The 25,052-nt window shown below is 61.1% G+C and carries 30 protein-coding genes; 12 read left to right on the top strand and 18 right to left on the bottom strand.

Going from position 1 to position 25,052, the window contains the following annotated elements; genetic code table 11:
* Genes QSJ19_RS03125 through QSJ19_RS03105 form a run of 5 tightly spaced genes read right to left on the bottom strand, consistent with a single transcriptional unit; the run spans position 1 to position 2,680 of the window.
* A complete protein-coding gene (locus QSJ19_RS03125) occupies positions 1 to 582 on the bottom strand; it encodes a hypothetical protein (RefSeq protein WP_286318255.1) in 582 nt (193 codons plus the stop codon).
* Positions 583 to 598: 16 nt separating this feature from the next.
* Complete coding sequence (locus tag QSJ19_RS03120; RefSeq protein ID WP_286318254.1) at positions 599 to 1,588, bottom strand: HNH endonuclease; 990 nt, start codon at positions 1,586 to 1,588, stop codon at positions 599 to 601.
* Between the two features lie 55 nt (positions 1,589 to 1,643).
* Complete coding sequence (locus QSJ19_RS03115; protein WP_286318253.1) at positions 1,644 to 1,883, bottom strand: hypothetical protein; 240 nt, start codon at positions 1,881 to 1,883, stop codon at positions 1,644 to 1,646.
* 40 nt (positions 1,884 to 1,923) lie between these two features.
* On the bottom strand, positions 1,924 to 2,268 hold the full coding sequence (locus QSJ19_RS03110; protein ID WP_286318252.1) for a hypothetical protein: 345 nt from the start codon (positions 2,266 to 2,268) through the stop codon (positions 1,924 to 1,926).
* A gap of 37 nt (positions 2,269 to 2,305) precedes the next feature.
* On the bottom strand, positions 2,306 to 2,680 hold the full coding sequence (locus QSJ19_RS03105) for a hypothetical protein (RefSeq protein ID WP_286318251.1): 375 nt from the start codon (positions 2,678 to 2,680) through the stop codon (positions 2,306 to 2,308).
* A gap of 186 nt (positions 2,681 to 2,866) precedes the next feature.
* On the opposite strand from QSJ19_RS03105, the gene QSJ19_RS03100 reads away from it, so the two are divergent.
* A complete protein-coding gene (locus QSJ19_RS03100; RefSeq protein WP_286318250.1) occupies positions 2,867 to 3,484 on the top strand; it encodes a hypothetical protein in 618 nt (205 codons plus the stop codon).
* 85 nt (positions 3,485 to 3,569) lie between these two features.
* On the opposite strand, the gene QSJ19_RS03095 is transcribed toward QSJ19_RS03100, so the two are convergent.
* From QSJ19_RS03095 to QSJ19_RS03065, 7 genes are all read right to left on the bottom strand, one after another.
* Positions 3,570 to 3,902, bottom strand: a complete 333-nt coding sequence (locus QSJ19_RS03095; RefSeq protein ID WP_286318249.1) for a histone-like nucleoid-structuring protein Lsr2 — start codon at positions 3,900 to 3,902, stop codon at positions 3,570 to 3,572.
* 133 nt (positions 3,903 to 4,035) lie between these two features.
* A complete protein-coding gene (locus QSJ19_RS03090; RefSeq protein WP_286318248.1) occupies positions 4,036 to 4,350 on the bottom strand; it encodes a hypothetical protein in 315 nt (104 codons plus the stop codon).
* Positions 4,351 to 4,450: 100 nt separating this feature from the next.
* Complete coding sequence (locus QSJ19_RS03085) at positions 4,451 to 4,783, bottom strand: hypothetical protein (RefSeq protein WP_286318247.1); 333 nt, start codon at positions 4,781 to 4,783, stop codon at positions 4,451 to 4,453.
* A 267-nt stretch (positions 4,784 to 5,050) separates the two neighbouring features.
* A complete protein-coding gene (locus QSJ19_RS03080) occupies positions 5,051 to 5,722 on the bottom strand; it encodes an SMI1/KNR4 family protein (RefSeq protein ID WP_286318246.1) in 672 nt (223 codons plus the stop codon).
* Positions 5,723 to 5,791: 69 nt separating this feature from the next.
* A complete protein-coding gene (locus QSJ19_RS03075) occupies positions 5,792 to 6,328 on the bottom strand; it encodes a hypothetical protein (RefSeq protein WP_286318245.1) in 537 nt (178 codons plus the stop codon).
* Positions 6,298 to 7,551: a hypothetical protein gene (locus QSJ19_RS03070; protein WP_286318244.1), complete on the bottom strand. Its 1,254-nt coding sequence runs from the start codon at positions 7,549 to 7,551 to the stop codon at positions 6,298 to 6,300. Before QSJ19_RS03070 ends, QSJ19_RS03075 begins: the two co-directional genes overlap by 31 nt.
* A gap of 69 nt (positions 7,552 to 7,620) precedes the next feature.
* Entirely contained in the window at positions 7,621 to 8,280 is a 660-nt protein-coding gene (locus QSJ19_RS03065) for an MspA family porin (protein ID WP_286318243.1), read from the bottom strand.
* Positions 8,281 to 9,290: 1,010 nt separating this feature from the next.
* Between QSJ19_RS03065 and QSJ19_RS03060 the strand changes: the two genes are divergently transcribed.
* From QSJ19_RS03060 to QSJ19_RS03010, 11 genes are all read left to right on the top strand, one after another.
* Positions 9,291 to 9,443, top strand: a complete 153-nt coding sequence (locus QSJ19_RS03060; RefSeq protein ID WP_286318242.1) for a hypothetical protein — start codon at positions 9,291 to 9,293, stop codon at positions 9,441 to 9,443.
* Between the two features lie 180 nt (positions 9,444 to 9,623).
* Positions 9,624 to 9,803 carry a hypothetical protein gene (locus tag QSJ19_RS03055; RefSeq protein WP_286318241.1) on the top strand — a complete coding sequence of 60 codons (180 nt, stop codon included), beginning with the start codon at positions 9,624 to 9,626 and terminating at the stop codon, positions 9,801 to 9,803.
* A gap of 376 nt (positions 9,804 to 10,179) precedes the next feature.
* The gene (locus QSJ19_RS03050; protein WP_286318240.1) at positions 10,180 to 10,821 is read left to right on the top strand and encodes a hypothetical protein; all 642 of its coding nucleotides are present in this window, start codon (positions 10,180 to 10,182) and stop codon (positions 10,819 to 10,821) included.
* An 84-nt stretch (positions 10,822 to 10,905) separates the two neighbouring features.
* Positions 10,906 to 11,277: a hypothetical protein gene (locus tag QSJ19_RS03045; RefSeq protein ID WP_286318239.1), complete on the top strand. Its 372-nt coding sequence runs from the start codon at positions 10,906 to 10,908 to the stop codon at positions 11,275 to 11,277.
* Positions 11,278 to 11,532: 255 nt separating this feature from the next.
* Positions 11,533 to 12,090 (top strand): hypothetical protein, encoded by a 558-nt coding sequence (locus QSJ19_RS03040; RefSeq protein WP_286318238.1) that lies wholly within the window; start codon positions 11,533 to 11,535, stop codon positions 12,088 to 12,090.
* A 27-nt stretch (positions 12,091 to 12,117) separates the two neighbouring features.
* Positions 12,118 to 12,492: a PLDc N-terminal domain-containing protein gene (locus tag QSJ19_RS03035; protein ID WP_286318518.1), complete on the top strand. Its 375-nt coding sequence runs from the start codon at positions 12,118 to 12,120 to the stop codon at positions 12,490 to 12,492.
* Positions 12,493 to 13,142: 650 nt separating this feature from the next.
* Positions 13,143 to 13,337, top strand: coding sequence for a WXG100 family type VII secretion target (locus QSJ19_RS03030; protein ID WP_286318237.1), 195 nt, complete (start codon positions 13,143 to 13,145; stop codon positions 13,335 to 13,337).
* Between the two features lie 1,460 nt (positions 13,338 to 14,797).
* Complete coding sequence (locus QSJ19_RS03025) at positions 14,798 to 15,268, top strand: glycine-rich domain-containing protein (RefSeq protein WP_286318236.1); 471 nt, start codon at positions 14,798 to 14,800, stop codon at positions 15,266 to 15,268.
* A gap of 17 nt (positions 15,269 to 15,285) precedes the next feature.
* Positions 15,286 to 16,578 (top strand): MFS transporter, encoded by a 1,293-nt coding sequence (locus QSJ19_RS03020; RefSeq protein ID WP_286318235.1) that lies wholly within the window; start codon positions 15,286 to 15,288, stop codon positions 16,576 to 16,578.
* A 464-nt stretch (positions 16,579 to 17,042) separates the two neighbouring features.
* On the top strand, positions 17,043 to 17,936 hold the full coding sequence (locus QSJ19_RS03015; protein WP_286318234.1) for a hypothetical protein: 894 nt from the start codon (positions 17,043 to 17,045) through the stop codon (positions 17,934 to 17,936).
* Positions 17,937 to 19,401: 1,465 nt separating this feature from the next.
* Positions 19,402 to 19,710 (top strand): hypothetical protein, encoded by a 309-nt coding sequence (locus QSJ19_RS03010; RefSeq protein WP_286318233.1) that lies wholly within the window; start codon positions 19,402 to 19,404, stop codon positions 19,708 to 19,710.
* Positions 19,711 to 19,822: 112 nt separating this feature from the next.
* On the opposite strand, the gene QSJ19_RS03005 is transcribed toward QSJ19_RS03010, so the two are convergent.
* The 6 genes from QSJ19_RS03005 to QSJ19_RS02980 all read right to left on the bottom strand — a co-directional run bounded on the left by QSJ19_RS03005 (position 19,823) and on the right by QSJ19_RS02980 (position 24,768).
* Entirely contained in the window at positions 19,823 to 20,467 is a 645-nt protein-coding gene (locus QSJ19_RS03005; RefSeq protein WP_286318232.1) for a hypothetical protein, read from the bottom strand.
* 1 nt (position 20,468) lies between these two features.
* Positions 20,469 to 21,761, bottom strand: coding sequence for a putative toxin (locus QSJ19_RS03000; RefSeq protein WP_286318231.1), 1,293 nt, complete (start codon positions 21,759 to 21,761; stop codon positions 20,469 to 20,471).
* Positions 21,762 to 21,765: 4 nt separating this feature from the next.
* The gene (locus tag QSJ19_RS02995) at positions 21,766 to 22,083 is read right to left on the bottom strand and encodes a WXG100 family type VII secretion target (protein WP_286318230.1); all 318 of its coding nucleotides are present in this window, start codon (positions 22,081 to 22,083) and stop codon (positions 21,766 to 21,768) included.
* A 2-nt stretch (positions 22,084 to 22,085) separates the two neighbouring features.
* Positions 22,086 to 22,433, bottom strand: coding sequence for a WXG100 family type VII secretion target (locus QSJ19_RS02990; protein WP_286318229.1), 348 nt, complete (start codon positions 22,431 to 22,433; stop codon positions 22,086 to 22,088).
* Positions 22,424 to 22,834, bottom strand: a complete 411-nt coding sequence (locus QSJ19_RS02985; protein WP_286318228.1) for a hypothetical protein — start codon at positions 22,832 to 22,834, stop codon at positions 22,424 to 22,426. The genes QSJ19_RS02990 and QSJ19_RS02985 overlap by 10 nt, the downstream gene beginning before the upstream one ends.
* 479 nt (positions 22,835 to 23,313) lie before the next feature.
* Positions 23,314 to 24,768, bottom strand: coding sequence for a hypothetical protein (locus tag QSJ19_RS02980; RefSeq protein ID WP_286318227.1), 1,455 nt, complete (start codon positions 24,766 to 24,768; stop codon positions 23,314 to 23,316).
* Between the last annotated feature and the right edge of the window lie 284 nt (positions 24,769 to 25,052).

The raw sequence follows: 25,052 nt of genomic DNA, 5'->3' as shown, positions 1-25,052 counted from the left end.
TCAGAATCGAACGCCGCCGGGACAGTCGCTCGAGTCATACAGAACCTTGTGGGACTCAACCATGAGCGCGGGCTCGTGGTCGTTCAGAGACTGCCCACCCTGCGCGACCCAGCAAGGCCGGGAGCCGCCGTAGATGGTCTCGTCGAACTCGGGCGTCCAGTCCGGGGTTTTGACCGCGTAGTCTGCCTCGGTTCCATAGGCGTAGCAGTAGGCAGCTTCAGTTTGTTTCGTGAAGTGCCTGACGCAGTCGAGGGCCAGCTGTCCGATCTGCTTAGCGTCCCGGCTACCCGCGACGAATCGAACGTTCGACTGGCCGCCCTTGGCTTCTTTGGTAACTCCCTGGGCCCGGACCATTGCGGGATTGAAGGTGAGCACCGGCGACTGCGCCGCCGAGGCGGCCGGCGGCGCAGTCGCCGATGGGGACGATCCGCCACTTTGGACGGTCGTCGATTCTGCAGCGTTTATGGCCTGCAAGACGTCTCCCCACGATTCGGGCGGCCTGCTGTCGTCGCTGCTCCCGCACCCGGCGATCAGGGTGCAGCTGGCGAGCACCAAGAGACCTACCCGTGTTCGACTCATCACTCCGCCAGTATGTCGGTCACCGTTGGCCAGACTCAACGAGTTGCCGAAGCTCATCCGGGGTCTTCCACCCCGTACCTTGATGGATCATCACGTGGCAGTTGGCGCACAGGAGCACCAGATCGTCGAGTGTGGTTGTCACCTCGCCCGAGGCGTGCAGCGGCATGACGTGGTGCACCTGGATGTAGCCATTGCCGTGAGCGCCATACATTTTGCCGAAGTTGAACGCACAGACCTCACAGGCGATCGGCTTACCCGCAGAACGCACCGCCCGAAGCTTGGCGGCACGTAGCTGCGGATCGCGCTCTCGTGTCGCCACGAGGCGCCTCACCAGCCGCCCTTCGACGGCATGGACAAGCCCTTCTGCTGCAGTATCCACCGGGGCCGCACCCTCGGGATCCGGTACCGCAAAACTCGAGTCGGATTGAACCGTACGGGCAAGTTCCATCATTCGGCGCGGATCCCGCTCGAAGGCCAGTGCCACTTGCTCGGTCAGTCTGCCTCCGCGCGTCGCCGCTCCCCCGTAGTCCGAGCGGGACGTCCGGAGATCCTCGAGCTTCCTCTGGATGGAGCCTGGGCTGCGAAACGTTGGCGAGATCGCCAGTTCCGGATTCCGATCCCGCAGGATGCGCGACAACTCGATGACCGCCTCTTCATGAGCACGCAGCGTCCGGCGCCAGCCGTTGTCCTCCAAGAGTGCAGCAGCGAGCAACAGTTCGGACAGCGTCCAGTCAGTCACCCCTGTGACGTGAAACCCTAACTTGCGCAGTACTTCGGCGACCGCGAGACCACCGGTGAAGTCAGACGATGCCAGGCGCGCCCCGCCTACAGCGCCATAGGCAACCCCGGCAATCGCCTTCGAGTCGTACGCGCGGCCGTCGTGGATGAGAAAGTAGTCTCGCGCTTCCTTGAACGTGTTTCGCTCAAGAAAGGCATCCCTACCGAGGGCGTCACATTCGGCAATCGCGCCTAGGACACTGTCTCGTGTCAACAGCTGCAAGTTCGGCATGACCAGTACCGTATGGGACTACGCCGACGACGTTTAAGGAGCTGCGCGGGCCACATTAGAGATCGCCAAGATCGAGGCTAAAGGATGGGTCACCAACCAGGTCCGTGAACGTGATCCCAGTCTGAAGCTTCTCAACGAGCCTCGCCGCGTCTTCGCGTCGAACAAGGGCCAATATCTGGCCGTCGGCGCCTAGCAGCTCGAGCGCGTGATCACCGTCATCGTCGATGCGGCGGACACCCAGCGCGATCTCGCCCTTCGCGTTCGCCAACCAGGTGATGTCCCCCGATTCACCCATCACTCATGTCCTTACTGTGAAGCACTAGCGACCGTACGATCTAGCGCCGCAACGCGCGGTCAACGAGCACGATCAAACTTTCAATATCGCTGTTCTCCGTGGTTTCAAACCACACGGCCTCGCTCGCATCCTCAGTCTCGTAGACGCCAACGCCCCATCCGCGTTTCTCAGTTCGGTACCAGGCCAACGGTTCGTCAGCGTCGGTGATCAGCAGTGAATACTGTCCATCATCGATCTCAGCTTCGAGCGCAGCGCACATCCCGCCCGTCTGGGTGAACTTGAGGTCTATCCCCGCGAGTCCCAAGATGTCGATGACGTCGCGATACTCCTCGGCACCCTCCGCGAGCGCACGGTCATACCGATCACGGTCGAACAGTTGATTCATACTTGCGACGGTAGGCGATCGATCTGACATACGGCCCTTACGGCTGGGGCTTGAGATTGACCTTGGTGCTGCTGGCGAGTTGCCCGATCCAAGTCTCGTGCCGGTCGAGGCGCCCATGAACGGTATTGAACTCATCTCCGATTGCGTTCTGGATCTCACCGAGCTTGTCATCGATCTCGGTGACGCGGTTCTCCAGACCATCCAACCGCTTGTCGACGCGATCAAAACGATCATCCACCCTGTCGAATTTCGCCTCGAGCTTATCCATCCGAGCACCCAGCCGACCTTCAGCCTCATTGAGATTCACCGTCAGTAGGTCGACGCGCTCCCCCAGCAAACCGACACTGTCATGAACCTTGCGGAACTCGGTCTGCATGTACTTGAACAGTTGATCAACTTGTTTATCACTCATGTCTACATCCATTTTAGCAATTATTCACTGCCACAACCGATGTGAAATCCTCAACGAAGTGGATGGGTCGCGACAGGAGCGAGTGGACTTCGCTGGCACTCCGCCTTGTCAGGATCCAGGTGTATAACTGCCAATGGTGTAGTTCGTCGCGTTCGGCGACGGACGCGACGCAACAGCAGGTGCATGATGCCCGATGAAATCATCGACGTCAGCTTGTGGACTCTGTCGACCTTCCTCAGCGCCGCGACTCCGGCCGACCGGACTCGAGCGGTCAAGAATGCAGTCGAGATCTACGAGAACGCCTATGATCCGCGGAACGATTTCTACAAGCGGATCAGAACGGCGCTTGAGAACTCGGTAGCTGCAGGCTCCGACGACCCGCTCGAACTTGCCATCAGGAACGCTACAGAGGCCAAGCGCAGCCATTACACCCAGATAGCTACGGGCTGGAAACATTGGTCGCCCCGAAGCGAGGCCAGCGTCTCTGGACTACGCGGCTCTTGGACCAGCGGCTCGGTATCGATCCGAGTCTCACAACTGTTGACCACGTCGATCAAGCGTCGCGAGGTACTCGCCTCGACCTACCTTCGAGCCCCTGATCTCGACGACAATGCGGCTCAGGCGATGACGCGGATCATGGAACTTGCGTTCGACCGGCCTCCTGGGTCGACCGCCGTGCTCGATATCCGTCGTCCCCGCCTAATTCGCGGGCGACAGCGCCACTTCCGCAACTACGATGATTGGCTCGAATCCGAAGTTGCAGCATTCGAAGATCTGTTTTTGAGGATGCGGCGGGCAGCGTAGAGCAAACACGCGGCGCGACGCATCCCTGACGGCATCTCGTTGCCCGTGCCTTGCCTCTCGTTCCGCCTTTCACCTATCTCGGATGTCAGTGCGCGGCCTCGAATGCCTCGATCACCTCAAGCGGGATACGCCCTCGCTCACTGATCTCGTAGTCGTTCTGACGAGCCCAATCCCGGATCGCCTGGGTCTGCTCTTTGGATCGTTTGCCGAGCACGAGATTCTTGCGGCCCTTGGCGATGCCGGCACGCCGCGATGCCGCGACGTACTTTTCCAGTCCTTTGTGGAACTCTTTGGCGTGCGCGGCCGACGTGTCGAACTCGTACAGTTTGCCGTCGACACCGAACTGCACGGTGACCGCTTCCTTCAGCTCTTTACCGTCGATATCGTCGATGTACTGCACGACCGTTTGCTTCGCCACGATGCGTCCCCTCAAGAATCAATAGTGCGCTTTCACCCTCAACGTTTGTTGAGACTAACAGAAGTGCCGAATGGTCGTCGTCACGGACCCATAAGACTGTAGCGAAGCCGCGGCTATCCGTCCCTCTTGGCTGTCATCCGAAGTCTTGCAACTCCTGTCCGAAGGGAATCGCGACAAATACCCAAAACAGCGAGCCACCCACGGCCCCGCAAGCGAACCCGACCACGAGGGCCGACAACGCCCACACTCGCACCCGCCACGGCACGACGACCGCAGTTATCACTGCGGCCCAGGACAACACGACGCAGGCAGCGATAGACACGCCAGTATTGACGAGGCCGGCAACTGACACCACAAACACAGCAGCCCACCACCCAGCAATGCTGGCCGCTGCAAAGAACATCAACCCCAGCACGATCGGTCCGACTCGGTGCAGCACGGTCCTCACCGGCGATCGACCCTGGTAAGAACAATAGCCAGAATGATCATCAGCACCGCCATGAGAGCACCCATGACAGTCACGAGACTGAGATCGCTGTCCATATCACTTATTCCCGTCGATATGCGCGCGTCGAACTCTTGCTTCTGTCACGCAACCCCCAAACCACCGACACTGCAAGCGCGAGAATTGCGATCCCTATCGCAACCACCGCCGCAGGGATCTGCGGATAGTGCCCCGCTTCACCTGACGGAACGAGTTCATAGTGTTGCGGTAGAGCCAACAGGCAACCCGCGACCGGAATGACCAGCACAACGGGTAAGAGCCAATGGATCAACCTCCCGAGCTCGGGCTTGCGGGCAGCCAGAACTGCCGTCAGGCCGTACCCGAGAGCGAACAGGACGGGGATTGCCAGCAGCAGGGGTTCGGTGACGAGGTTCAAACCGAGCGAATCTCCCGACGTACCGCTAGCGACCAGCGCAACATTAGGGGAACGCGTTGTATACCAAAGCCCGATCGTGACAAGACCGAGAGCCAGGCCCACGCACGACCAGCGGACGAAGACAGATCTCACACTCATTTTCCGGATCCGTGATATCGAAGGTCATGACTTGTTTGGATCGGAATCACCGGGACACGCGTGGATTCACCCGAGCACAGCGCAGACGTCACCACAAGGGGCTGCCCACCCTGTAGGGCCTTGCACCACCTATCGACGCGGCTCATAGTGCATTCGATCGTCAAACGCGAACTGAAACCGATGAGCCTCAATGAGGCTAACGAACTCGTCGATCGAGTCGGTCTGAATAATGGTGTCTTCCCAGCCTTGCCCGCCGGAGCTAAGTAGCACGACCGGGCTATCATCGCCCGCCACCGTGTCCAATTGCAGCCACTCCGAACCGCCAGCGCCGCCGGCTACCATGACTGCACCATTGCGTGGAACCCACTCGTAGTACGCGTTGGTGACGTCAACGATGTCCTTCGGCGGGTAGATCGCGACGAACTCACCACTGGCTAACCACCCGGCCGAAAACAAGCTTGGAGACGTCAGATACCGACGCCACAAAGGCGGCAGCTTGACCCCGAGGCGTTCCTCCGCGTCGTCGACGTCACTGTTCGCACTGCCAGAGCGGTAACTGTAGCGGTGCAGTTTCGGTGCGGATAGAGCCGAAGCTGCGGCCTGCTCGATTGACTCGACGTGACCGTCGGGTGGGAGTTGGTACATCGAACACATGCCTCCCGGGGTAAGCCGAGAGCGCGCCTCGGCAAGCACTTCGCGCTCACGGTCTCCCCCAATCAGCGAGTCCGCGGTAGCCACGACTTCAGAGAGAACGCCCGGCACGCCACCACTCTGCTCTTGCAGCGCTGCAATCCATTTCATCTTCTACCCGTCCATTGCAAGCGACACATTCCGGCTGCACGTACTTCACCCGCAGACTGCCCGGGCGACCTAGTTTGGCTGACCTGGAACCGTGATGCCTAGTTCGCGGTCGGCCTGGCGGCGCTGGCTGACAACGTCGTGGACTAGCCACGTGCCGTCAACACGTCGCTTGACCTCGATGAGTATTCCCGGCCTGATTGTCGTACTGGGCGTGCCGTCCTCCGATGTATCGCTGCGAGTCTCGGCAGAGTCCGCATAAAACGTCGCCTCGGTATCGTCGATCGTGAGGTCCCGTCGTTTGATGAACTCGAGCCGGTACTTCGCGATGTTCAACGCCTCGCGGGTGATGTCGAAGTCTTCGTCGGAACCGGCATAGAACTGCCGCTGTGGCGAGTCCGGTGTGAGCGTGGCGAGGATGTCACGCCGCGATCCTGTCGACTTGGCCTGTTGGTACCGGTCCAGGGCTGCGTAGACGTCGTCCTGGCTAGACGCGAGAGACACAGAACCTTCTTCCTCCGGAGAACCACATGCGGTGAGTAGCAGAAGCGCGGCGATAGCGGTAGCGACGGCCGTCGCTACAAGACGCCGGTAACGGGAGTGATGCACCGCCCTGAGTCTCCTCTCGTTCCCTCCACGAATCCTGTCGCCATGTAGCCGATGGGATAGTTCGTATTGGCCTGCCCCGAAATTGAACTGTTCATGTTTCGGGTCATCGGAATATATGAGTTCGACTCAGGTGTAGGCCCCCAAATCGAATCCGGCGCATGACCAACCACGATGTCGCTATGAGGATACAGCTCCGGATGCGCCGCGCGTTCTCGCCGCGCGGCAGCTATCGCAGCGTTCTTGTTCGCGTCCGTTTGTTGGATCTTCTCCAGTGGGCCAAAGTTTCTTGCCTGTCCATCTGCTTGTCGGATGTAGCTCAGACGCTGGTTTCGCTCGTCACGAGTCTCGCCTGGCATAGGGCAGACAGCGACCAGTCCCATGCAGTCCGGCGCTGTCCCAGTTCCCCCTGAGGGGCAACTCGCCGAGCGATTACGGTTGTTGTGGCAATCCTGTGCCGATGAAAGATTGGCCAGACCGATCGACGTGGCGGCGATATTCTCCAGGGCCGCTTCATTGGTCGTCCCCGAGTTGTAAGCGGTCATGATCCGGTGCGCGACCTGGTCGGTCCAATGGTGCCCGGGGACAGTCGCCGTACCCGTGGGGCACGCCTCACGGAACTTCGTGTTCCAGTGGCGAATGAGCTTGTCGACCCCTTCACGGCACAGGTTGTTGGAGTTGGTGCCATCTTCGACATAGCCCTTACTGCAGCCAGGCTCATCGTTGCGTTGCTGCTCGCCCTGGGGGCGTGGACGGGGAGTCACAGTTCGCGGTGGCGGATTGGGCCGCCGGGTGCGAGCGTCTGTTGGCTCGATGCCACCAGGGCGCGGCGGCGCCACCGTCGTTTCGCGCGGCACGTCGACAATCGGCGTGCGTCCCGGTGCCGGGATGTCGGTGGGTGCGTGGGCTCCCATGTTGGGTCCGGGGGCTTCGGGGGTGTTGGTGTCGCTGGGCACCGTTGGTGCGGTGACCACGGGTGGGGGTGTCGTGGTGGTCGTGGTCGGGCCGGGGTCGTGACAGACGTACGGCACGGGTGGGTTCGGCGCTTCGGAGGCCGGGCGGCCGTGGGAGGCGGCCCATGACTGCGCCCAGGCACTGTTGTAGGCGGCGGTCTCGCGTGCGCAGCGCTCGGCAGGTGTTTCCGCACCGGCGGAATCGGCGGTGAAAGTCAGGACCAGCATCAGCGCGAGTACCGCTGCCACGGCCAAAGCGCCCAGGATTGCCACCCACGAACGGGATCGGCGTCGGGTCTGCGGATGACTCATATCAGTTGTCCCCCAGTGCCTCTCGGCGCGTCAAAGCCACATGCGGGCGGAGTGGATGTTGATGGTGTCATCAGCGGTCGGGGTCGACGCGGAGAACCGGACGATGACCCGCACCGTCGTCGGGCCGGCGCAGCCATCCACCCGGACGTGGACACGCTTGGCGCGAATCGACGCACGATTGGTCTGTAACGTCTTCTTACCCAACGAAATCTCAGTGATCCGACCCGGTTTGATCTGAGCCGAGATCGACGGACTCACCGACGCCGAACCACCCACCGAGACCCCCGGCTGTCCGCTGATCGTGACATTGGCGTTCGGCCCGATCGACGAGCCGAACCCGAACGTCGCGCCGTCGCTGACATCGACCTGGCAGCCCACGACCAGAAACTGTTCGAGGACCGCGGACTGCACCGGCTGCGTCGGGCGTCGCCCAGGGGACGGGGTGATCAACGCGCCCACCCGTGCCGAGATCCAGCCCTCACGAGAGGCGAAACTGTTGGCGATATTGCTCATCGGATTGACCACCAGCTCGCTGGCACGCAACTCGATCTTCCACCCGTCATCGGTGACCAGCGTGTCGTACTTCGACGCCACCGGCGTCGGCGTCGCCGCCACCACCCCAGCACCCCCGACCAGCGCCGCGACCGCGACGCACAGCGCCACTACCGATCTCCACCCGCGACCGATCATCCCCCGCACTCCTTCGTCCGCATCCCTGCGAGCCAGGCGACACCGGCACGAGCCCCTCACCCACCCGGGAGACCCGCGCCGACACCGCAACCAGTCATTCACCCTCACGAAGTGAATGCGCAGAAGGCTGGCACACCACCCAAAGATTCACAACAGCAAACTTTGTGCTTACTAATGGCTAATACCGGAACCGGACCGTAGTCCACACCATGCGGCACGGCCGACTGGCTGCGAATACACCACGCGGAGCCGACTTTGCAGACACGTCCGGCACATCCGCGACCTGTGAGTGACATCACTCGCCCCTGTCGTCCGCGCGGATGACAACCGCGCCAGGCTAATTCAGCCATTACGCGGGTGCCTGTTTCGTCCATCACTCACCAGCGATGCGCACTCTCGACGGCGAGCATCGCCGCTACTACCCCACCACGATCAACGCTGCGGCCAGAATCACGGGCAGCCTGCCGCAGGATCGAAAAAGAGGAGCGCCCCGGCATTCTCGGGGGGCGAGGGGTGTGCCGGGGCGCTGACCGCCATCAGTTCGCCACGCCGGGGAGGACGCAGGGACGCGGGGCGCGCAGATGGCGGCCACCAACCATGACGAACTCAGCCGTCACGATCGGTCGGCTCCACACTATCGGCACTGGGTGTCACAACGCGCTCGGGGGTCGCTGCGACGTCGCAGGCGAAGACGGTGCCGGCGGAGCATCACGGAGGGATTCAGGGACCATAGCGACGGCCGCACCCACAACGGCCACCGCAGCCACGATCATCGCGACAATGGCGACGCGTCTGACCCACGCACTCATGCTCCACACCCCTCCCCAGGCGCATCCGGAGCATGAACGTATCGGGAGTCGAGGCCGCCGTCTGGTTCGGAACCCGAATTCGTCTGCCTGGACCACAACCACGCACCGGCATGGGCATACACGGCCAGGCGGGCGCGGACGTGCAGGACAATGACCATCGTTTTGCAACATGCGTTGAGAACGTGAGCCTATGGTGGAGCTATGACCGCAGCAGAGCGCCACATCGACCTACCGATCGACATGGCTCGCGATGAACGCGAAGGCATGACGTCAGTACGAGGCATGCTGCTCAGCCTGGCCGCGTCACTACCCATGTGGGCACTGACCATCATCCTCGTCATGTGGCTGCTCTAGCAACGCTATCGCACTGCCGATCCTGCATTCGCGCTCGATCGCGCCATAAGAACGAATCCTGAGGACGGGGGCGGCTCGCCCGGACCTCCCCGGCAACAGGCGAGCCGCTAACCTCAAGCCTACGGAGACGATCTCACCACGCAGGGTTTCGCTGCAAGGACTACGCGGGTACTCGAGGCCATGGCCTGTTCCACGCCGCGCTTCGCTCTTGCCGCCGCAGTGGTCTTCGCAGCTTTGGCAGCGGTCTACGTCCTCGCGGCGATCTCCCAGCCGTCGGCACTAGTCGTCACGGGAGAGTGCATCCTGGGCGGCATCGCTCTGGCCGGTTGCGGCTACATGCTCGCCAATTGCGGACGGTAACTTGCCCCCGGTATCGATCGGGCTACAGGCATGATCACGTCATGGTGCCCTGTCGGGTCCGGAATCTAGGCGCGGGTTACCCGATACGAAGGCCCGCTAGCACAATGTCGGGCCATCGGCGTCCATGTGTATAGGGTGAATCGTAAGAACCCTGACCCTCCACTCGCGCCAACAGGGTCGATGCCGCAATGGGCGAACACACAACGGATAGTGAAGACTTCATCATGGGCGATGACGAGTTCGACACCCGGCCACTCACGGACACCGAAACAGTTGACCGACGCGAGTTGCTGACCGCAGCCGTCCGCCTCCGCCGTCACGAGTTGGGTTTGTCACGGCGCAGAGTACTCGCGAACGGTGGCCCATCCGCGTCTCGGTGCAAAAACATGTGGAGCGGCGCGGCGACTACGGCGACCTCGACCAAAACGCACTGCGCCGCTACGACACGGCGCTGCAATGGCAACCCGGCGCGGCAGAGCGCGTGCTGCTGGCGGGCTTCATGCCGCAGCCGGCGGGCCCACGCGACGACCAGGAGACCCTGGCTTCGCCAGCCATTGCCGAAATCCCGTTCGAAGAATGGCTCGACAGCATGATATGCGGCCTCATCGCCCTCGACTCCGCATTATCGGCCGGTACGCCGGATCGGCGCGAGTTCGACATCGACGTGGCAAGACTGCACCTGGAGAAGGTGCGCGACGATCTCCGCAAGACCGTCCAGGTCATCCACGACGCGCGTCCACTGATCACCGAGCACAGCCACGAGCAACTCGTGACCAGTCTGTTGGAGCGCAACCGGCACCGCGGCATGCGGCCGCCGTCGGCGGTCATGAAAGCTGCCCACCGCTACCTGGCGCTGCCTCCCCCACCGAAGCTCTCGGACCTCTACGGCTACGACCAAGCCGTCGATCACGTGTTGTACCGAAGGTTCCTGGTCAGCGACCACACGCCCGCCGAACTCTTCACCCCGGACCGCGTCGGCCGCTACATGGACAGGCTACGACGCAGCCCGAAACCATAAACGGTCGGAAACGACGACAATGGTTCCATTGCTCTACCCAGCGCGTAGTACGTCAATCGAAGGAATACGGAGGCCCCGCTCGTCATGGACAACGTCGACGACCACCAGGCACCACGGTCGATCCTCGATTACGCCGACACACCCCTGCACGCGCTTGCCCTTGCCGAAGTGAATGACGCTGCCTTCGCGGAACTGCGCCGCGAGACCGCTCTGGAGCGCAACCTCGCCATCCTCGAACGGCTCATCCCGCCTGCCTGTACCGACCTGGACGCGGCACACGCCTATCTCGAGGCCGCTATCAGCAATGCACGGGCAACGTTTCCGATCGCCGAAGCCACCTTGGCGGCCTGGGACCGACGCTCCGACACCGAGTTCCCGCTTCTCGGCAAGGTCGCGATACTCGCTATTGCCAAGCACATCGAGGGGCTTCCTGCCGACGACGCGCACGACGAATGAGATCTCAGGAACCCACGTAAATCCGAATGATTGCGGTAGGGCATGGCGGGCAACGCACAAGAAAGTACGCCAGGCATCTGCCTAGAGATACCGCGAGCTAGCCCAGCCGACACTATCTGTACACGGAAACGCCCCGCCTGCCCGAGACCGCGGGCAAGCAGGGCGTTTCACGTCTGCCTCCATCCCCTCAGGAGAACGGGGCGGTCCCCCGGAGGAGGCCGATGAGGCACCGCCGATCACCACACATCTGGGAGGATGCCTGCACTGACCGGCTGGCCTCAGCATAGTTGGCATGGCAACACCGCGCGCGTCGAAGCGGGGCCGTCAGCCCGATCAGCCCGCCACCGGGCTCAGAGCATCCGAGTCCGCGAACGCGATCCCGCCGTCATCGATAGCGATTGCCCACCGTCGCGGGCGAACCGTCGACCCATACCCATCGGCGACCGCCACATCCTCAGGCTGCTCACCGAAGTCATCAACAATCACCCCGACCCGCTCACGCTCATCCAGCGTCGCCACCCGCACTCGCTGACCAACTGCAAACGTCGCCGACATCGCAACACCGTCCTTCTGACATCCACCGCCCGCGCCGCGCCATCCACCGACGTGGAACGCTCGCCGCTGCCACAGGTATCCTCCGATCGCAAAATCAAGATTCGCGATCACGATGAGCATGACACAGCGCCGGCCGCAACCGAACGCTGCCAGCAGCACCAGCTCTGTCTTGGGTCATCACGCACCGCAGCCACCCAATTACAGTGCGCACGAATGCGTCCTGAGCTAATCTTCACCGGCGAAGTCCACATTCACTGACATACACAGAGCTAAGGGGTGGTCGACGTGCCGTACATGGGGATGCTCTACCTCGTCATCCTGGTGATCGCTCTCATCGACATCATCACCACCGACAACGGGCTCATTCGTGGCATGCCCAAACTGGGTTGGGTCCTGCTCGTCGTTGTCCTGCCCCTGATCGGCGCGCTCCTGTGGCTCGCGTTCGGCCGCCCCACCGCCGACGACCGCCCCCGCCACGCATCTGGCGCCGCAAGCGCATTTCCCGAATACGACCGCCCAGGACGCCATATTCCCCAGGACCCCGAAGCAGATCGAGTATTTCTGCAACAACTGCGCGACCGTGCCGAGCAGCAACGCCAAACCGCTCGTGACCAGCGCCGCGCAACCGAACGAGACACCGACCCGGACGCAGCCACGTGACCACACGCCGAACACCTCACACCGGGACCCCACGTCGACCCCGCACATCGAACCCGATCGGCAGCGATGCGCGCCAGGCAGAATGGTGGAACGAACGCCACGAACTGGTCGCCTTCGCACTTCGGTGGGCACCCTTCGGCGGTGGCAACGCCGAGGACATCCTCGTCACGTTCGGCCTGAGCGAGGAAACCTTCTTCCGACGTCTCCGCGTCATCCTCGACGGCCCAACGATGCCAGGCTTAGACGCTCCCGATTGGGAGCGGCTCCGCGACGTCTGCAACGAGCGGTTCTCAGAGTTACAGCGGCTGACAGACAGGTGAGAAGACCCACGCCGCTTACCTACCCAGTGAGGCCGACGTTGTCGGGAGAGCGGAGAAGAGCTCGTCCGTTAGTCGGTGTGGAGTGCATTGGACTGAGCCCTGATCTCACGCCCGCTGTGTCGTACAGGAGGCATGGGTAATGCGGCCAGAAGCACCGCGCTCGGTGGGTCGTGTGAACAGATGAATTGATGGCGCGAACGGTGCCAGCACATCCGAATTGTCCCGAATGGGCCGCTCCCTCGGCGATCCGATGGAACCGATCCGGTGGCTGGCGCGTCATACTGCTGATCGGTGTGATCACGGGGAGATCTGAATCAGGGGGTGTTCAGCATGGGAGCTGGCGGGGCAGGCGGCGAGGTTCACGCAAGTCCGCCGCAGATCGCGGCCGCGGCGAACCAGATCGACGGCACGATGGATGAGCTGCGTCGTCAGTTCAACAAGCTGGTCGACGAGCATGACCGTGTCGTCGGCGCGTCGTGGAAGGGCAAGGCCTCCGACTACTTCACGAAGGTCTGGAAACCTTGATGAACGACCTTCACCAAGGCGTTGCACAAGGCCGGCCGACGCTACGGCTGCACCGAAGCTGGCAATAACAGCGAGTTCGAAGGGCAGTTGCGTCTATAAGCGGCGGGGAAGACTTTGAAGTCTCGCTCGACGATCTGATCGCCTTGATCGACAGGACCAAAGTCTTCGACAAGCGCGTGTCCGACGCCGTGCAGGCATCGATGGGACCGTCACCAGTCTGCACGTTGACTGGACCGGGCATGGTGCCGAGGCCCATGACGCCGCGGTGAGGAAGTGATACGCCGAGGTGCACCAGATGCAAGAAGGCCTGTCGCGCGTCCAGGACGATTCTCGATGGAGCTCTACTCGCCCCGAGCACGCACCACAAAGTAGGAGCGCCCCAGCGTTCTCCGGGGGTGGTGAGGGGCGTGCCGGGGCGCTCACCGCCATCAGTTCACCACATCGCGGAGGACGCAGGGACGCGCGGATGGCGGCGCGGCGACCGTGACGTTCGCAAGGGATCACGATCAGCCTGCTCCACACAATCGGTACTGGGTGTCACAGCGCGCTCAAGGTTTGGCCCGGCGTCGTCGACGAGGGCGGCACCGTTGACCGGCAACGGGGTTCCTGAAGTTGTACAGCGCGGCGCCCGGGCCAATGACAGTCTCAAACCATGGGCGAGGCACCAGTCCCACGTCCACCCCTCACCGCCAGCTCCACGCGTCGACTGAAGGACGCTCATCTGTTGGTTTTTGGTCCACGATGACCCAACGGGGGTGAATGCAGTCTCGTCAGCCGCCGACAGGAGCAACAGCACGACTCTGGGCATTCACAATAGTTGAACACGAATTGCGTATACATAGTCATCGCCATCGGCGACCGTGTGTTAATAGTCGTTCGATTGGACTAATTCGAACCATGAACCTTCGCGGAGCAACGTCACCGAGTCAGCTATGCGACGCTGCTCGCACGCGGTGTGAGCGGGCACATGTCCAACCTCAATCCTAATCAAACCAACTTACTATTTCGACGTACTCAGCGTTATCACTGCTGGTCAGAGGACGGCTGTCCGTTCTCACTGAACTCGATTCGATCTTTAAGGACTCATTACCATTGAAGTAGCAACGAAGGGGCTGCGAAGGGGCGGACGCTATTGCGTCCGTATCTGGCGGCTCCCTGGCACCATCTGAATCTGTTGCAGCTCCCACGGGTGCGTGTTAATTTAGCGAGGCAAACAGTCAATAGGTGATCGACAGTCGAATTGATGTTGTCGGACGCCGGACGGTTGAAAGGAGGAGCAATGGACACGTACCAAGAGACGCGCGATGAGTCGCGCGAAGTCATCGTCACTTCCGACGATGGGGGAATCACCCCGACGCGTTGCGACTGCTGAGCACAGTCATTACCGGACGCGGGGCCATTAATGTAGGTGGCCTCGCGTTCGACTGTAATAGAGGCATTCGAGTTCGAGGTGGATTGGTATGCAAATCACGCTGAAGTCTAGTTCCGGTTCGGAAAGGACAGTCACGCCAAGCGCTAATAGGATTAGCGACCTTAGTGACGTTCGCGAGTACATCGCAGCTTTGAATTTCGAGGAAATTAAGTCCATTATTACGCAACCCGGGCTGCCGAGTGAGGCGCCTATCGAGGATATCCATGCTGACTTTTGTGAACTACACTACAAGCGATGGCTGTTCCTGAGGCGGAAGCATGAGGGGGAGTTGCTACCTCCGACGAAAGATATCGATGTGTTTTGGCACAGCCACATCCTTGATACCTATCGTTACCATGAGGACTGCGACCACATCTTTGGGTACTATTTTCATCACTTTCCGTATTTTGGCGTCCGAGGCCCCGATGACGAGCGCGCGCTGAAAGACGCTTTTCGCAAGATGGTTGTCCTGTATAAGGAAGAGTTTGGAGTTGACTTACCCGCTTTCCTCACGAGGTGATTCGATAGGCTGTGCGTGTGAGAGCGATCTTCGGACCAAACGCAGTGACCCGCAACGCGCTTTTGCCTGCGTCTGGAATAATTCTGCTAAGTAGTGCCACCGGAGGAATGTCTGCGGACATTTTTCAGATTTACGTCGTGGATACACTGGGATTCTCGCCCAATCTGGTTAGTATCGTTGCCCTGAGCATGCTAATCAGTATCCCGATCCAGCTGCTCGCTCCTTCGCTGGCAGACCGCGTCGGCTACCGGCGGATCATGAACTATGGCGCGATTACTGTCGCGACAGCCGTAGCGCTCTTACTCGTCGGCTCGGTTTTCTGGCAGACTGACCGTAACGCCCTCGCTGCGGCTTTGGTGATAGGTAGTACGCTGGCAGAAATTGGCATATCGATCTCATTCGGTGCAGCCTGGAGCGCCTGGTTGGCAGAGTTTACGGGTTCTGAGGAACGTCCCCTCTTTCTAGCAAGCATGCGCTTCTGGGCTCAAGCGACCGTCATGGCGGCGTTTATGATTCAAACCTTTGCGTTCGATGGCCGCATCACAGGCGCGCTATACCACGGCATCCTCATATACTGTCTCCTATATCTCTTAGGTTCGATGATTGTCTATCGCCGTCTGCCGGAGTCCCAACATCGGCCGGAAACTGGCACCCTCGAACCTTTCAGAAAGTGGCGAGATGTTCTCAATGATCCGGACTACCGACTGATATACTTCGCTGCGGCTGCGCAATTTCTCATTGGTGTGCCGCTAATGTCAGTTTACGCATTGACTGTTCTTGAAGTCTCGGCGTTCGTCGTTGGCCTGGTTCTGAGTCTAAGGAGTGTTGTATCGCTGGCGATCACGCCAGTTTCCGGGTGGTTCGTTTCAAAGGTTGGCCCAAGTCGAGCTTTGGGCTTCGTTGGGGTCACTCTATCGGTTGAGATGATTATTTGGACCTTTTTCCCCGAAGTGCGCGGCAAAGACCTCGGCTCTGTAATATTTGCCGTTCTGGTTCTTTCCTTTCAGATGACCAAATCAGCCTTTGCATTGACATTGTCAACAGTGGAGTACGAGGTCGTACAGCCATCACATCGAGTGCGGGCGTTCACTCTAATTGACCTGACTTCGTCGGCGGCGATGCAATTGAACATCGCCGTGGGAGCTTCCCTAGTGGCGTTAAGTTCGAGTGATGTTTATGTGAACACCTCGCTCATGCGTCTTGACCCGGTGAAGGTCTTCACTGCCCTGGGAGCGGTAACTGCTATCTATTTGACGATGCGATATCGAGCGCTCGCACGGAAGGCAACTGTTCAGGAAGAGCTCATTTGATCCGCCTAGCCATCGTTGGAGCTGGCGAGCAGACCAAGCGCACTCACTTGCCGTGCATCGCGCATATTCGGCGCGACGGTGTTCCCGTGTCGGTGTCTGCGATCGTCGACTACAAGGCCCAACTGGGTGCTGCAGTTGACAGGGCTCAGGCGGAGGGTGCCTGCGATATGCCGCCGTCTACGGTCGCGATCGACAGTGTTGCAGGGAGATTGCAGCGACCAGATGCGGTTGTGAGTCAGCTTACGGCGTTGGGCATACATGCGGTTGTGGTAGCCACGGATCCGCCTCCGCACTTGCGATACGTTGAAGCATTGGAAAGTGCGGGTCTGCCATACTTGTGCGACAAGCCGTTCATTTGCCCGGTCGATGTCTCTCTGAACCAGCAGTATGCGGCAGACGCTATTGCCTCTTTGGTGAAACTATCGAGGTCTTTTCGCACTCGGCACGGTCGCCCCCTCGGTAGCGTGAACATCACCCGACGTTTCGGTGATTCGATGAGGTTATCTAAGCAGCTGATTGAGGCCGCCGAGCGATCGCACGGAGTGAGAGTCAGTTTCGCATCGACCCAGTACAGCGATGGAGAACAGCGCGAAGCCGCCGAGTGCGACCGAGTCGGTGACCATCCCTTTGTCCACGGGTATGGCGCACTGAACCACTCTGGCTACCATGCGGTTGATACCGCCGTGTGGCTCGCGGGCCTCGATACTTATCCTTTCGGCTTAGGTTCGGTCGAAGTGCAGACAACGTCCCGCTCGGTAGACGACTATTTGGGCCGCCGCGGACAATCCGACCCTCACCTCATGAACGTTGGCGCTGAGTACGACTGCGTGGTGAACGCAAAGGTCAGGCGACACGACGGCCACTCGACGCTCGTCAGCGTCGCTAGTATTCATGACTCAACAAGCAACCGGCGTTGGTCACGAGCTCAATCCGTCGACGAGAAGCTTCATCTTGGCAGGTTGTCAAACGAGCTAACCCTGATTAATCAGGGTGAACTGCAAAACGTCTTGCTTCGGCTCCTCGAGGTTCCACACAGCGCAGCTACCGACCGATTGGCCGGTTTGCCTAGACGGTGTATGCAAGCCGACGTGACTCGGAATCCCTTGTTTGCGGCCGAACTAGGAAGGCCTGTGTACGAGGACCTCAGCCCGCCACCCACGCAGCGGAGTCTTTCAACATCTTCGAAGCTTCGAGCCTTGCAGAGTTTCATCTCCAAGGTACGCGGTGACCAGTACGACCAGAACATTGATCTCGATCGCCATTTTCTGTCGCAGTTGATACTGCTAATGGCGGCGCAATCGGTGGCAGGGGGTGGTGTCCGTGTGGTCGAGTCGGCCGACTCTTGGGCACGCGATTGACCTAGTCGCGAGCGGATACATAGGCGCGTTGCTCTTGCGTGCCGCAGGATGGGATGTCTTTCCGCTAGTGCGGCGGTATGACATGTTCGCGTATCCGCTCACTCGGGGAGGCATGCGAACTCTGGTGCTCTTCCACCACGCGAACGGCGAGACGACGGTTGTAGCCGCGGCTCATATTCTTCCGCTCGAACCGGCACGCTGCACCAGTATCCTTCGTTTGGCTCTCAATAAAGGAGACGACGAAGTGCGGAGGATCGCTCAAGTCTCCCTAGACGCTCAGCGACGCGGGTGGATACCGTTTGACCAGGTTAGAGGTCCGGCGAACCGACTGCGTTGCGACGATGTTGTCGCCGCCTGCGTGCACGTACTCGCGCCCAAGGATGTGAAGCTTACGTTGACTGTGGATCACTCAGCCTGCAGGGTCACCCTGTGAGCGTCAGTCTGCGGGTTGGGAAGTATGACCGCGATGGGTGGGTTCGCGCTTCGCGGCGCATCTCAGCTGGTGCAATACTACTTCGCGGTCTAACTGCACCACCAGCGTGGCTGATCGCGAAGGTCCCACGCAGTCACGTCGGTCCGGCAGGAATGTCCTCCCGCGCGGCCGTCTGGCTGTACCGCGCGGGAAAGGTGGCGGCGGTCGTCTTCTCGGCCGATGATCTACTGAGCAGTCGTCTGTCGTTTCGCTCAGTCGCGGCGGGGGCCCTGACCGAAGCGGCTAGCACACGCCGAATCGATGGTTTCGCGCCCTACCTGGACCACCTGTATTTGTACGCGCTTGGCGTCTTTGCGTTGGACAGGCTTGCTCCCTGCTCGTCAGAATCGCTTCCTGCTCTCTCTCACTATCCCTCGGCCATCTACACCGCATCCGGTTTGGTGAAACTCAGAGAGGCTCCACGGTCTTGGCTGCTCACGGGTGATATTGTTGAGAATGCAATCCAACTGTATGCGCCGCGACCAGTCCTACAGTTTGCGCGAATCTTCCCCCCAAAATGGATTTCCAGAGCAGTGCTCGTCTTCGAGATTTCCGCACTACCGGTCAGCGTGCTGGGGTCGCCCTCTCTGCGACGAACTTACGCTCAGCTAGGGCTTGCGTTTCATGCTACGAACGCGATCTGCCTACGAGTCTCGTTCTGGCATCTCGCTGTGCTGCACATTCCGATTATCGTCGCAGCACAGAGCAGCCGGGGTTGACACCTAAGAGCGGTTTGGGAAGTCGGTGCTGGTGCGCATCGACCCTGCCGACGACACCCACGAATACCTCAACTACTCACCCCCCCCCCGGAACCTGGCCCTACTCGGTTGAATCGGGGGCCGCGACGAGCGCCCAGGACCCCCACATCCCTCAAGACCCCGAATCAGACCGAGTATTCCTGCAACAACTACGCGACCGTGCCGAGCAAGAACGCCAAACCGCTTGAGACCGGCGCCGCGCAAACGAACGAACTACCGACCCAGACGCACGCCCGTGACGAGACGCAGAGCATCCCAAACTGGAACCCCACTTCGACCCCGCACTCCGGACCCGACCGGTAGCGATGCGCGCCAGGCAGAATGGTGGAACGAACGCCACGAGCTGGTCGCCTTCGCGCTGCGGTGGGCACCCTTCGGCGGTGGCAACGCCGAGGACATCCTCGTCACGTTCGGCCTCGCCGAGGAAGCCTATTTCCGACGTCTCCGCGTCATCCTCGACGGCCCGACGATGGCGGGCCTGGATGCAACTGTCTGGGAGCGACTGCGTCAGGTTTGTACCCACCCGACTGTCTGCGAAACCTGAGTCACCTGGATTGTGACCGGGAATGGGAGGCAAGGCAAGAACGCTGCCCTGCGTTATCGCTTCGAGCGTTGAAGTCTGGCCCACATCTGAATGGGTTCGGCCGCGAACCGGGCTACGCCGGCAGTTTGTTCAGCGTTGCTTTCGCCTGTTTACGGACCTCGCTGTCCGGGTCGTCGATGTACTGTTCGATCACGGGGCGCAGCCCGGCCGGTAGAGGCTTGAACTGGCGGATGAACTTCACACCCAGGGCCCTCACACTGGGATCGTCGAGCTGGTCGACGACGATCCTGAGTCCATCGTCGGAGCCTTGCTTGATGAGCCACTCCAGCACGGCCGCCCGCCCGGAGCCTAGCGAACGATCGGCGGCCACATTGGCCATGCGTTCATAGTCGGTCGGCACGGCCAGGTACTCGAGCGCGTTGCCGACGGCATACAAGTTCACCTCGGGCATACGTGGTTCGACATAGAACTGGTCGAAGAGCACTGGCACCGCATCAGTGCCCATCGCGTCGATGGTCGTAAGGGCGCGACACAGGCCATCGCGAAAATTGCCCAGCTCGCGAGCATCAGTCAGCCCAGACTTCTGCTCAGCGGTGCGCAGCCAATCGATCAAAAGGGGCACCAACTCCGGGTACCGTTCGGTGCTATTGACAAGATCGGGCAACGAACGAAAGGGCAGCTTCGCCTTCTTGCTTACGTTCGTGATGTCTGCGGAGAGACGCTCGTGCGCTCTGATCCATTCGGGTGACGGTGCCATCTCAGTTCAAACTCATCTTCTCAAGCGTGATTTGACCACTATCGATCAGCCGCTGTAGCGGCGGGGAAATTTGGGTTCGCTCGTCGACAACGAGCTTCATCGTATAGCCACGGGCGTGCGCGTAGTCCATCATGTCCTTGATCTGCTGTGTCGCGCCGATCTTGTTCGTGTTCTTGACCTCGGTAACCTCTTGCGCGACATCGTCAATGTCGTCGGGTACACGGGTTCGACCATTGATCTGGATCTTGGTCTTCGGCTTGTTGGGGTCGATGCCCGCCTTCAGCTCGCCGATGCGGCCCCTCAGATTGTTCTTCTGCCCCTGGGTGTTCGCTTCCTTGAGCTGCATCTGCAGGAAGTGAGTCAACCGGTCGCTGGACTTGGCTTTGGCGCCCTTCTCAAAGAAGTTGCCAACCTTGATGCCAGCTCGGGTGCGCTTGACCGTCTCGATGACGTTGCGGATCTTCGCCCCGTACCGCGTCACGGTGGCCGTCAGCTTGGCGGCGCCGACTGTGCCACCAAATCCGGCGGTGACCACCGCCAGGCCGACCGTGATGACCGCGTCGACCGCCAGGTCTTTCGCCATGTCGTTGAGCAGGCCGTCCATTTGCGAACGGACCTGCCCCAGGTACTCCTTGTGTGACTCGACGCTATCCTTCAGTGCGGCAGCCAGTTCGGTGTACTCGTCGATGAACGAGTCGAGTTCTTCGAGATCCTCGATGACGACGTCAATCTCGTCGCCGTTGAGGTCGCCGAACATACCGGAGACCCCCGACAGCTTGCCTTTGTAGCTGCCGCCACTGTCGGCGGCCACTTTCGACCAGGCGGCCGAGGCGGTGTCGAGCTTGCCGGTGTTGCCGTTAGGGACCGGAATACCGACCTTCTGCAAGAGCCCGATGACTTCTTCGAGGCCATCGCCTTCGCCGCCCTTCGCCGTCGGCATCGCGATGCACATGGCCAGCGGCGGCTCGCCAGGATCGGCGGGCGGGTTGCCATCCTGAGACCCGTTAGTGTTCGAGTCTCCTTCTGCGGCAGCATGGTTCTTACCCATTTGCAGCAGCACGCGCCCATACTTGTGGATCGCCGGGCCGAGGTTGCGCCCCATACTCTCAAAGGCCTGCGCCTGGGTGTCGTAGGCGTCGGCAAACGAATTGCCTGCGTCGTCGGTGCCGGCCATCTCGCCAGTCCCGGAAAGTGCGTTCAGGGTGTCCGCGTGCGCCTTCGAGAGCGCGTTGCCCACCTCGAAGAGCGCCGATGCTACTTGGTAGTAGTTACGTGGCCGGACAGTTTCTGCCATCCGGTCACCGGCCCAGCATCGACAGGTTGGTGGACTTTGCCGAGGTGTAGTTGGCGTGCGCGCGCCGCGCTGCGATGCGCATCTCCTCGACCTCCCCATTGGCGCGCGTCATTGCCCGCGCCCATGTCGCCTGCCGCTGCTGATAGGCATCCGACCCAATGCCACCCCACACCTGGGCGCATCGCTGGACGACATCGTTATCGACCTCGTCCATAATGTCGCTGAGGCGTTTGACGAACTTCGCGATCCGCTCGGTGGTGTCATCGAGCAGCTTCAGATCGATCGTGTAGCCGTCGTCGGGGCTCGCTGCACCGCTGCCCATGCTCAGATCCTCAACAACGAGGTCGAATTGTCGCCATCGGTCTCGTCGTACCGCTGGGCCGCGGCGGCGACCTTGTCACCGATATCATCGAGGTCGTCGATGATGACCTGGACGGCCTCTTTCAGCTCGCCCCAGCTATCCCCGTACGCTTTGGCTGATCCCCCGCGCCACACCCGCAACAGATCTTCGACGTCGCGGCTGATCCTGTCGAGTTCATCACCCATACCGCCCGAATGGCGCTTGGCACTCATCGCCGCATCAAGCTGCACATCCACCTGTGTGCGTGCTTCTGCCCCCACCGTTACCCCCTCGTCGTCGGAATAGCTCAGTCTGCTCGTCGTCAGTCCCACACCAGGTGAGGACTCACCGCTGCCGTCATCGGTCCCAGGTTGAATGTCGATGGATCGGGCATCTCGTACGGCACCAGGATCTGCATCGCGTACTCACGATGCTCCAAAAGCACTTCAAGTTGCTCCGCCCCGTCATCCTCGGTCGTCACGTTGGACACGATTGCGTAGGACCGCATGTCGTCAGCACGCGTCCGCAGATCCCCCACGAGCCGGTCCCGGATCGGCGTCTCGGACAGCGCATACTCGTCCGTGTCCTGCGGCACCGTGGCGACGATCCGCCGCTCGCCGTCGCCAGAGTTTACAACTGCGACCGGATCAAAGCCCCAGTTCTCACTCAGCCGCTCGGCCGCCACCTCGATACAGACATCCAACAGATCGTCGAAGTCAGCCTGACACTCCACGCTCGCCTGGTCTCGCCATCTCGCCATACTCGCCCCCGAATAGATAGTTGCCCATATTGAATCCCGACTCTCAAGCCAGCACCCTAACGCTTTCTTGGACGTCGCTACCGTCGCGGCGGTTCCGCCACCATCAGGTGACTTTCCTCACATCCGAGTGCCGCTCACGCGGAACCAATAGCCCGACTCTGACGTCTTAGCAGTATGGAGCAGAAGATCAGCGCCTCGTGGCCGTACGATTCTGAGTGCCCCGCGTGCCGCAAGCTCACCGGCGCCGATGCGGATCCGCTCGCCGACCGCGGCATCGACTGGCGAACGTACTTCCAAGGTGCTCCGAGAACCGAGACGAGATCCGCCAACGCGCCGAGCACTCGCAACCTGGAGGTGACCGCACGTAGCGCACGTCGGATCACGAAATAGACCGTCCATGACCCTTAGACGCAGCGCATTGCCTGCCGTTCCATCCAGCGGTGCGCGAATCGCTACCACCACGTCTTCGAAAATCCAAGACGCCTGCGGAACTCAGCAACATCGCTCGCCGCCGGCGGATCCACCTCGGGCCGACGAATGGGCTTCTGCAACGGATCCACCGTCTCCTCGACAAACCGCTCACACCATTTCACCCATTCCAGCGCTGCATCTCGGGCATCGCCCTCAGGCAGATCTATGCTCCGCCTTCTTAGAGCTGCCACAAAGTGACGCAGCCGATTTGCGAGCTCCCACTGCTCCATGTGCGCGGTCAGCGCTTTTCCGAACGCGTCCTCGACGTAGGCTGCGCTCGCCGCTTCGTCCTCGCGCTCGCGCTGACGTGCTTGCTTGTCCTCTTCGACACGTCGCCGCTCCCGCTGGTCTTCGTCCGCCACCGCCCAGCACTCGAAGGCGGCCAGGACATCGCCCAGTTTCTCATCGAGCGGCACGGATGCAGTATCGGGCCAGCTCTTTTCGGACGGGTACCCCGGGGAGTTAAGTGTTACGAGGGCGAGCCGATCGGACACCACATGGTCGTACGGAGGGATTCTCTTCCACGACCACTGCTTCGCTTCGGCCAATTCTCTGTCTGTCGGAACATGTGGGACACGGTCGTTGAGCTGCTTGATGTCGACAGGGCACCGAAAGTCGCCAGACGACAGTACGAAGAGGCCCCACGGTTGCTGGCGTCGCGTGTAGTAGTCGGTACCTGGCAGCTTGGTGACCTCGTCGATCTGGTAGCCGCGGGCCTCCGCCTCCTGAGCGAGACAATGCAACAGCACATAGGCCCGGCGCCGCTGATCGTTGGTGACGAAGTCCAGCCATCCTTGCGTCCGAAGCGACGCCACCACCGGGTGCCACCGCGAGATTCGAGATGACTCCAGCAGCTCCTTCGGACTGGCCGATTGCCAGTCAGTCACTGCAACCAGTCGAAACACAGTCTGGCGGTATGTGGCACCCGAGTACATCGCTAGGTGCTGCCCGTCCGGCGCCATCTTCCGCCGGTTGATCGTTCCGACGAGCGATCCATAGTTGGTTTTGTCGTCACGGGTGTCTCGCTCCAGGACGCCTCCCGCAACAACCACGTCCTGCAGGAGCTGCCGCGTCGGGGTGAGCCCGTCCGGTGTTGTACGGCGCGGAGGGGAAGTCGACCTCTTGCGCGGAGGCTTCGTGGCTGGTTCGCCAGTAGCCGTGAGGCCCTTCGCCTGCGCGATGTTTCGTCCTCGCTCAGGCCTGTCTCCCCAATGCCCCGGCGGATAGTCGTCGTGGTCAAGGTAGTGCTGACCCGCTGGCAGCAACTGCGCAGTCCAGCCGCCTTTCGGCCGCGACACCTTTACGAGGCGGCGAGATTCAAGAGCACGTGCGTTGAGCTTGTAACCGTGGCCTTCCCACACTCCAGGCGGGCATCCGTCAGCGATCCAACGAAGAACCGCCACCTGGTCGTCATGCAGTGGGTCCTTCAGTGGCACGTCGTCATCTCCCCCGTTGACCCGCGGCGTTTCCCGCAGACAGAGCGTGAGGCAGCTTCGTCGTTCGCGCGCGCCACACCGGGTGAATTCATCCGGCTGGACGACTATCTCGTCCGGCGCACTTCGTGCGTAGTCCCACTCTCCCAGACAATCGCTCGGCGCTCGGCGGCCCGCTTCCTGCGGCGTTGACGGCGCGGTGAAGGGACTTGCGTCGCCGCACCAACGTCCGCAACGCGGGCTATGCACGATGGTGTTCGCTTCCTTCCTGCCGACCACGACTCGGC

The sequence above is a fragment of the Gordonia sp. ABSL11-1 genome (assembly GCF_030315685.1).
GTDB lineage: Bacteria > Actinomycetota > Actinomycetes > Mycobacteriales > Mycobacteriaceae > Gordonia.
This window is presented reverse-complemented; position numbering and strand designations above follow the sequence as displayed.